This is a genomic window from Mycolicibacillus trivialis, assembly GCF_002102395.1.
Classification (GTDB): Bacteria; Actinomycetota; Actinomycetes; order Mycobacteriales; family Mycobacteriaceae; genus Mycobacterium; species Mycobacterium triviale.
Window position 1 is genome coordinate 1 of sequence record NZ_LQPZ01000048.1, and the last position, 5,351, is coordinate 5,351.

Sequence of the window (5,351 nt, forward strand, 5' to 3'; positions counted from 1 at the left end):
GTCGTCGATTCTTCCTGCCCGAACACTCGGGCAACAGAGTCCCACAACGACTGGACCACTACAGGGGGCTCACCTCACAGTCAGGCCGAGCACGTGAACAACCCGTTCATCCGGGCGTTCAAGCTGAACTTCTTCAGCGACGGAATGCAGCGGGTGGCGTCTATCCCGTTCGTCCGGAACATCCTCGAGTACACGAAGGGCACCGACGACCCGGACTACATGAAGCTCACGTCGCTACTGCACTGGAAGCAGGACTCGCTCAGCATCACGAACGGAGACCTCGACCGCATCTTCCAGGAGACGTTCCCCGGCTACGAATCTCAGGCGTGGGACGCAGCGAACGATCCTGTGATCGACCTCATTCACGCGCAGGCCGACCTCGCGCTGCAAGCCGACGAAGGCGTGAACTTCGAGAACAAGATCGTGCTTTCGATCGCGACGCGGCTGCAGGCGGAGAAGTTCATGGTCGGGGAGCTGAACGACCCGACCTTCACGGATGCAATCGCCGGGAATCAGACTGCAGTCCTCTTCAACACGTTCAAGAACCGCAGTTGCGGGACGTCGCAATCGACAGCGACACTCGACAGCGTGGTCCTGATGACCCCCGAGAACATTCATGTGAATTCATTCATGTACGAGCCGATCATAGATATGTCGGACGTCGCCCTCCGAAGTCTGTATGCCCAGATCAAGACCCTCTAACGTCTACACGCGTGCACTCCGCCAGGAGGTCCTCCCGATTTCAAGCCGCCACAGCGTCAACGCCTCCCGGGTCACGACACGTAGTTCCTGGCGGGACGCTACCTGTTGCCCTTGGCGCGGTTATGCATCACGCACAGCATCGTCAGGTTAGACAGGTCCGTCACGCCGCCCTTAGACCAGGCGGTCACGTGGTCGGCGTCCATCTCGTTCTGCTTGTAGATCCGGGCTTTGTTGTTGTCCCCGCCGAGCGCGCACAGTGGGCAGTTCGACACGCCATCGGCTTTACCCTTCGCCGTCTGTTTCTCGTAGGCGACTCGCTTGTCCTTCGCGTCGAAGAGGCGGATGTCGAGCAGCTGCGGCTTCTCCTCACCGCCGAGCAGGTACTCGTAGATCCCCTTCGCGCTGTGCACCGCAGGGTCGGCACGCAGCTCGTTGACGCGGGCTTCAATCTTCGTCGCGCTGTAGGAGGTCCCGTGGTGCTCTTCGTAGAGCCGGCCCCATTCGAGACCGCGCATCTCCCGGTCCGGAGGTCGGATGAAGACGCTCCCGACCCAGTCGATGACCGAGTTGAAATAGGTCTTCAGCTGGGCGATGTCTGGGTCCAGGCGGTGCTGAGCGAGGTAGGCGTCGATGCTCAGTCCTTGCGAGGACGCAACCCAGTCCAGCGCCTCCTCGAGGATCTGCTGGCGCTTTGGGTCCCCGTTGACGTAGGACTGCCACTTCTGCATGTTCGCGTTGTTGGAGTTGCTGTACTCGGCCTTGGCCTTCGTGATGAACGGCCCGGAGTAGATCGCGTTAAGCAGCTCCTGCTTATTGAGCGGGACGCCAGCGATGTTGATGGTCTGAAACCAGGCCTTGATCTCGTCCTCTGTCCCGTCGCACTCGTAGATGTCGAGCTTCGTGTCGAGGATCATGCGCTGGCGGTTGATCGGCAGCGACGAGAACGTCTGCTCCTTGCCGTCCACCTTGATGGCGAACTTGCCGGTGACGAAGCGGCCGACGCTGGTAATGCGCTGCTGGCCGTCGAGGACTTCGAGCGTGAAGCCTTCCACGTTGAAGTAGATGAGCCCCAGCGGATACCCCTTGAGCAACGAGTCGATGACGGCGACGTCGCGCTTGCCGTCGTTGTAGATGTAGTTGCGTTGGTACTCCGGCTGGATGACGAGCTTCCCGTCGAGCCCGAACAGGCCCTTGCCCTCCAGTTCGTTGTAAACGAAGCCCTCCAGGACCTCCTCGACCGTGTAGTGCTTCAGCTCGGTCTTCACCTCTACATCCTCCTGTGGCGGATAAGAATGCGGTCATACGTCACGACGGGTCGGCCGTGAAAGTCGTAGTAGCAGAGGTCGGGGTGGCCTTCGCTGATCTGCCCCTTCTGACCTGATGCATAGTAGTCGTCGACGAACTTCTGTGACATTCCGTGCGGCGTCGTGTACCTGTTCGTGCCGATGATTTCGAACTGGTCGGGGTTGTACTTGTCGAGCCAGGTGATCGGTACGCCCATCACTCCGTCGTAGTCGGACGGGATAGCATCCGAAAATGGCACTTCTATTGCGTCGTAGTTGTCGTAGCGCACGTAGTCGGTTCCGCCGTCCAGCTTGTTTATCAGTTTCTTGTTGAATTTGAGGTTGTCGGCCATCGTCATGAGTTGCATTGGCTCGTGACGACGACCGTGCTCGATGTTCGTGAACCAGCATGAGTTGCCGAGCCTGGTATAGGCGTACTGTTCGTCGGAGGGATACCCCATCCGCTCTGCTTTGGCCTGGTCAGCCGGCTTCACCTTCGTTCCCTTAGGGACGCCAAACACCATGTCCGTGGTGTTTGCGGTCGCGCCCTTCCATACTCGGTTCCCCTTGATTAGAGGGAAGACCTGGGTGTAGGTGATGGCGTTTTGATTGCCGATGATTGAGAATTTCTTGTCGGCCTTGATCAGCCATGCCATGAACTCGCGGAATAGCGAGAACGGGGGATTCGTGATCACGATATCCGCTTCGTCGCGTAGTGCGGTCACCTCAGCACTACGGAAGTCTCCGTCGCCTTCCAGGTACTCCCACTGCAAGTCGTCGATATTGATGACGCCGTCGTCGTTCAAGTCATGCGGCTCGAGGATGAACTTCTTGCCGTTAGTGCGGGTCTTCGCCGCGTCGAACTTCGGGTCGTCCAGCTCGAAGAGCGTGGGCTCATATGAGAAGTTCGCCGGGTTACTGTCGGGGGCATAAGAGGTGGAGATGAGTTTCTTGAGACCGAAATCCATGAAGTGGAGGGCAAAGAACTTCGCAAAATTGCTCCACTCCGGGTCATCGCAGGGCAGCAAGATCACCTTCCCCCGGAACACGTCGGGGTCGAACTCAAGGTATGCATTCACCTCACGCTCGATGTCCGCCCACTGCGTATAGAACTCGTCGTTCTTTGCCGCCTTAGCCGCCTTGAAGCTTGAGGTGCGATGCGCGGCCGTCGTCATACTCTCTCCTGGGCAGGCTGGACTCCTCCGCTGGTAGCGGGGCGTATCTGTGGGATGAATCCTATCGACGGGGTCCGACCGCGTCCGATGCGCCGCGCTGCGGGTCGCCAATACCTCGCGAGGATCCTCCGCACTCAGACGTCCTGGTCTACCCGCCGCAGGATGTTCGCCAGCATAATCACCACATCCGCCGTGATACCCGCCTCCCGCCGAGTGGGTGTCGTGGAGTGCTTCACTCTGTGGGCGAGCTCGATCACCTTGTTGGCAACACCGCGGATCGCCTCGTTGTCCTTGCCTGCCAAGGATTCCTCGATGTATCGGCCGAGCCGCTGCTTTGTCTTGTCGGCCGGCGGCTCGACCTCGCCGTCGCGGAGGTGCACTGCGGGGTCGTAGATGATGCGGCTCAGGGCCTCCAGCACGCCGACTGCGCGATTACCCACGTCCCGGTAGTCCTGCGTAGTGCTGGCGGTGCGGAAGCGCCGACGCAGCTCGGTCAGCTCCTCGTCAACCATCGGCCAGCCCGTCTGGCTGTGTGGCGACACCGCCTCTGCGTTGGCGGCCCGGAACTGGGCCTCCTCCTGGCGATCTAGCTCCGCTTGCACCGGGGCGAACAGATCGTTCAAGAGATCGCGGCGGGCTTGCCATGAGCCCGAGCAGCCGTTGCGCAGCCAGTGTGACTTAAACGTGTTGAAGTCCCGCCACGGGATGCTCAACGTGACGCCGATACGCGACAGGGTTGCGATAAGTGCCCGCTGTGCGAGGGCAATCTCCTTGTCGTCGAGGGCGTTGCCTCCGCCCGTCCCAAACGCGATCAATTCGTCCCACACGAGGTGGGTTAACGCCATCGCGGCGTCAAGGTCATCCGTGCCGAGCACCGGGCCAGCACGCAGCCCGTTGAGGAAGTCCTTCCGCAGGTTCGTGGTGATGGTGGGTTCGCTGGACCAAGGACTATGAGTTTCGGTCTCTTCGAAGAAATCCTCCGGCCCCATGGCGACCGACGCTACCTCCGGGATGTAGTCAGCTTCCGCTGCGGGCGCGGGCGGCAACCGGTCCCAGTGCCGCAGGAGCAGCATCCTGTGAGTCAGTTGCGCTACCACTCTGCTGATGATTGCGAACCGCTTGGAGCACGCGCGCACCCTCTTCGGTTAGTCGCATCGGGCGTTCATGCCAGGCGCGGACTAGCAATGTCACACCGAGTTCGCGTTCTATCTGGTTGATCTGGTTGTTCAGTGTGCAGGTGGCGACGCCGAGGTCGGCCGCGGCGATGCTGAGGTTCGCATAGTCACTCGCTGCCGCGAACCGTTGCAGCCGTTCCCATCCTCGGATTCCCGTTAGCGCCGGCCTGATCAGCGCCGGCGCAGTGGCCGCGAACCTCTGGGCGGCGATCGCGGCACTCTGGCTTCGGGCTCCCCGCCCACGCATTGGAATCGCATGAATCTTGGCCCACCGCGCAACGTTGGCAGCACTCATGCCAATGTCGCGGCCGATATCCGAGAGCGCACGGCCGCGGACGACGTACTGGTCGTACAGCCAGTCGCGGCCGATGGGCGGCAGGCATCGCGCCCGAAGCACGATTTGGTAATCATGAGCAAGTCGGGACGCTATCTGGCGACTGACTCCAAATGCCCGCGCGATAGCCCCTAACGACATCCCCTCGTGTTCATAGAGCTCGATGAAACGGTCCCGCGGGACCGCTGCCTTGAGCCTCGCGTACGCCCGATTGTGGTTTGCAGCCAGGCGAACGCCGTCGGGCGGGGCCTGGCGGGGCGCGGGGGAAGTGGCGAGGAGATGGCGCACCACGTCGAGGCTTGTTCCCAATTCGGTCGCGGCGGTACCCAATTTCCTCTTGCCCGCGGCGGCGACTGCGCCGTGCAGGGCGTCAATGCTCAATACGCTCGGATCCGCACCTGGAAGATCCAGCCCATCAAGGAAGCTTGTCGGCGGATGCCAGGTCAGTGGTTCGATTTCTATTCCGCAGCCGACCAGATACTCGCGGGCATTCGTGTCGAGCGCGGTTGCCAATTCTGGAGTCAGATACTGAGGGAAATCTGCGACTTGAGTCCGGAAACCTTCCTCGTCCACGGCCCATGGCGCAATGCTTGCGGGAAGTCCACTGTGAATCCCCCCGGCGTGTCCGGAGACTTTCTAGGTTGAGACTCCGGCGGCTGCCGGGGTCTGGTGGTGAGCGTAG

At 61.0% G+C, this 5,351-nt stretch carries 4 protein-coding genes and 1 pseudogene; 1 reads left to right on the forward strand and 4 read right to left on the reverse strand.

Annotated features, from left to right (window positions below; genetic code table 11):
• Window positions 1-702, forward strand: a pseudogene (locus AWC30_RS16490) (hypothetical protein); the annotation flags it as partial.
• 98 nt (window positions 703-800) lie between these two features.
• On the opposite strand, the gene AWC30_RS16495 reads toward AWC30_RS16490, so the two are convergent.
• The 4 genes from AWC30_RS16495 to AWC30_RS16510 form a co-directional block, all read right to left on the reverse strand.
• A complete protein-coding gene (locus AWC30_RS16495; RefSeq protein WP_085111334.1) occupies window positions 801-1,967 on the reverse strand; it encodes a GmrSD restriction endonuclease domain-containing protein in 1,167 nt (388 codons plus the stop codon).
• A gap of 2 nt (window positions 1,968-1,969) precedes the next feature.
• Window positions 1,970-3,160, reverse strand: coding sequence for an adenine-specific methyltransferase EcoRI family protein (locus AWC30_RS16500; protein WP_085111335.1), 1,191 nt, complete (start codon window positions 3,158-3,160; stop codon window positions 1,970-1,972).
• A gap of 134 nt (window positions 3,161-3,294) precedes the next feature.
• Window positions 3,295-4,233 carry a hypothetical protein gene (locus tag AWC30_RS16505; protein ID WP_234808133.1) on the reverse strand — a complete coding sequence of 313 codons (939 nt, stop codon included), beginning with the start codon at window positions 4,231-4,233 and terminating at the stop codon, window positions 3,295-3,297.
• Window positions 4,178-5,242: a helix-turn-helix domain-containing protein gene (locus AWC30_RS16510; RefSeq protein WP_133053713.1), complete on the reverse strand. Its 1,065-nt coding sequence runs from the start codon at window positions 5,240-5,242 to the stop codon at window positions 4,178-4,180. The genes AWC30_RS16505 and AWC30_RS16510 overlap by 56 nt, the downstream gene beginning before the upstream one ends.
• Between the last annotated feature and the right edge of the window lie 109 nt (window positions 5,243-5,351).

Bases quoted from the DNA above. Each gene is read 5' to 3' on its own strand.
- AWC30_RS16505 (WP_234808133.1), bottom strand. From the start codon at position 4,233: ATGCTGCTCCTGCGGCACTGGGACCGGTTGCCGCCCGCGCCCGCAGCG.
- AWC30_RS16500 (WP_085111335.1), bottom strand. From the start codon at position 3,160: ATGACGACGGCCGCGCATCGCACCTCAAGCTTCAAGGCGGCTAAGGCG.